General features: G+C 56.9%; 5 protein-coding genes. 1 reads left to right on the forward strand and 4 read right to left on the reverse strand.

The annotated features are described in order from the left end of the window. Positions 1 to 121: 121 nt before the first annotated feature. From QZY07_RS18260 to QZY07_RS18275, 4 genes are read right to left on the reverse strand one after another with little or no spacing between them, the layout of a single operon-like run. Positions 122 to 337 carry a hypothetical protein gene (locus tag QZY07_RS18260; protein WP_295405791.1) on the reverse strand — a complete coding sequence of 72 codons (216 nt, stop codon included), beginning with the start codon at positions 335 to 337 and terminating at the stop codon, positions 122 to 124. Then, positions 321 to 587, reverse strand: coding sequence for a PIN domain-containing protein (locus tag QZY07_RS18265; RefSeq protein WP_295405792.1), 267 nt, complete (start codon positions 585 to 587; stop codon positions 321 to 323). Before QZY07_RS18265 ends, QZY07_RS18260 begins: the two co-directional genes overlap by 17 nt. Then, on the reverse strand, positions 584 to 1,246 hold the full coding sequence (locus QZY07_RS18270) for a transposase (RefSeq protein ID WP_295405794.1): 663 nt from the start codon (positions 1,244 to 1,246) through the stop codon (positions 584 to 586). Before QZY07_RS18270 ends, QZY07_RS18265 begins: the two co-directional genes overlap by 4 nt. Continuing rightward, the gene (locus QZY07_RS18275) at positions 1,218 to 1,811 is read right to left on the reverse strand and encodes a helix-turn-helix domain-containing protein (protein ID WP_295405796.1); all 594 of its coding nucleotides are present in this window, start codon (positions 1,809 to 1,811) and stop codon (positions 1,218 to 1,220) included. Before QZY07_RS18275 ends, QZY07_RS18270 begins: the two co-directional genes overlap by 29 nt. A gap of 184 nt (positions 1,812 to 1,995) precedes the next feature. Between QZY07_RS18275 and QZY07_RS18280 the strand changes: the two genes are divergently transcribed. Beyond that, positions 1,996 to 2,196 (forward strand): hypothetical protein (locus QZY07_RS18280; RefSeq protein ID WP_295405798.1); only part of this gene is annotated, 201 nt, incomplete at its 3' end.

The raw sequence follows: 2,196 nt of genomic DNA on the forward strand, positions 1-2,196 counted from the left end.
ATAGCAACCTATCTTTTCAAGAGGTTAGCGTTTGCCGGGAATCGCTGTTATCAAGCTTTGATGTTTAGATCTATGCAGTAGCTTGTCCCTTTTTTAACCTAGACCTATCTAGCTTATCCATTTAGTTACTACTTCTAATGCGTGTTCTACGCGCCATAGCTGCCTTGCTAATCTCTTCAACACTTTTGTCATTCCATAAATTTCTTTGCCATTCAGTATAATCGAATCGTTCTCGGTTTATCAGGGTTATAAATTTTTCAGCCATTACTTCCCCTAAAGCAGCAATTAATGCCTCCATTCCTAGCACCTTCAATTCCGTATCAGTCGTTGCGTTCATCTATAATTCCCGCCAGAGCGATAGGATTTATTGCGGTAATTTCAATTAAATCAATCATTTTCTTGATTAATTTGTCATCGGTTGTGACAAAATATTTCGCCTTTCCTTCAATGGCAGACGCTACATGTAGAGCATCTTTAGCTTTGATTCCTAGCTTGACAAGTTTCTTTGCCTGCTCCAGGAGGGATTCTGTTTCATCAATATCAATGGTGGCTAGTACATCACGCCTGAAATTCTCAGGAGAACTCACGCCATCAGCGGCTTGCCAATGTAGGTCCAGCGAAACGGCTTGGCCAGGGTCTGGTTGAAGAACGTGATGAAGGCCAGGATGCGTTGCTTGAGTTCCTCGGTGGAGGCAAAGCAGCCACGCTTGAGGAGTCGACGGGTCAGGATACCGAACCAGATTTCGACTTGGTTGAGCCAAGAGCAATGCTTCGGGGTGTAGACAAAACGGATGCGGTGGGTGGGATCCTGGAGGAAGGCGGCGCGCGAGGCCATGTTCTTGAGGATGCCGGTCTTTTCCTTGCGCCCAAGATCCACCTCGATGGCGCAGCGCTGGGCGACGAGGGCCACCAGGCTGGCCGATTGGTGGGTATTCAATTGGTCGGCGATGAAGATCCACTCGGCTTGCGGATCGGTCTGCACGGTGGCGGCGATGTGTGCCACAAAATCCGCTTCGGTGCGGGTGTCGCCGATGGAGGGGGCGATGACGCGCCCGGTGGCGACCTCGAAGTTAGCGATCAGCGCCTGGGTGCCGTGACGTTCGTACTCGAACTCCACCGCCTCGGGATGGCCGGGGCGCATCGGCTGAGACGGATGAATCGGCTCCAGGGCCTGGATCCCGGTCTTCTCGTCCGTGGAGATGACATGGACCCCCTGTTCATGGAGTTCCGGCGCTTGATGGTACAATTTGCAGATCGTGCGGACCTCCTCCCGGAAGGTGGCCTCGTCGTCGAGCTTGGCATTGAGCCAGTACCGGGTGCGATGGGGCTTGAGGTCCGCCTGATTTTAAAAAACGGCCGATGGTGCTGGCCGAAATCGTCGGGGCAATGCCGCGCGCGATCGTCTCGCGCACCAGGTCGTCGCGCGTCCAATGCGTCAAGGGCTCCGGCGGCGTTTCGCAGGCCAGGGCGATGATCTGGCAGATCTGCTCGGCGCTGAAATCGCCCGGGTTACCCGAGCGCGGCCGGTCGGACAACAGTTCCTCGATCGCGGCGCGCAGACGCTTGGGCTGGCCCGCCAGGGCGGCGAGCTGGTCCTGGGCGTTCGCCCACCGCCGGCGCCACTGCCCGACCCCGTCTTCATCGAGATCCAGGGCGTGCGCAATCGCTGAGTTGTGCTCGCCGTCGGCGGCGCGCAGCACGATCCGCGCGCGCCGCACCAGGCTGTGGGCGGTTTCGCGGCGTCGGGAAATCCCTTCGAGCAGGGTGCGTTGCTCGTCGGTCAGGTCAATCAAAGGGGCTGGACGTGCCATCGTCTGTGACTCAATCTGAAAGCGGTCGGAGATCGGCTGGCGATCACCAGCCGGCGTGGCTCCATACATGCCCTTTCGATTGCGCGACGTCAATCAAGGCTCACATCGATGGGGATAGTATGAGCATCACATCCAATGGCTATATTATCCTAAAAATTATCAGCGCGTGGTACTAGCCACCCGCGTGGGTGCCATTACCCAGATCCAGAGCCTGATCTCCACGGCCAGCGCCAACGCCATCATGAGCGGCGTCTTCTCGGTCTTCAGCTTCGTGCTGATGTTCCTCTATGACGCGCACCTGGCGCTCTGGGCCAGTCTGGCCGTGCTCATCTATGTGACGGGCAGCGCCCTGCTGCTGGCGCGGCGTCTGCGTCAGGAGCGACCG

The sequence above is a fragment of the uncultured Thiocystis sp. genome (assembly GCF_903866365.1).
In the GTDB taxonomy this organism is placed as follows: Bacteria; Pseudomonadota; Gammaproteobacteria; order Chromatiales; family Chromatiaceae; genus Chromatium.

Bases quoted from the DNA above. Each gene is read 5' to 3' on its own strand.
- QZY07_RS18260 (WP_295405791.1), bottom strand. From the start codon at position 337: ATGAACGCAACGACTGATACGGAATTGAAGGTGCTAGGAATGGAGGCA.
- QZY07_RS18275 (WP_295405796.1), bottom strand. From the start codon at position 1,811: ATGGCACGTCCAGCCCCTTTGATTGACCTGACCGACGAGCAACGCACC.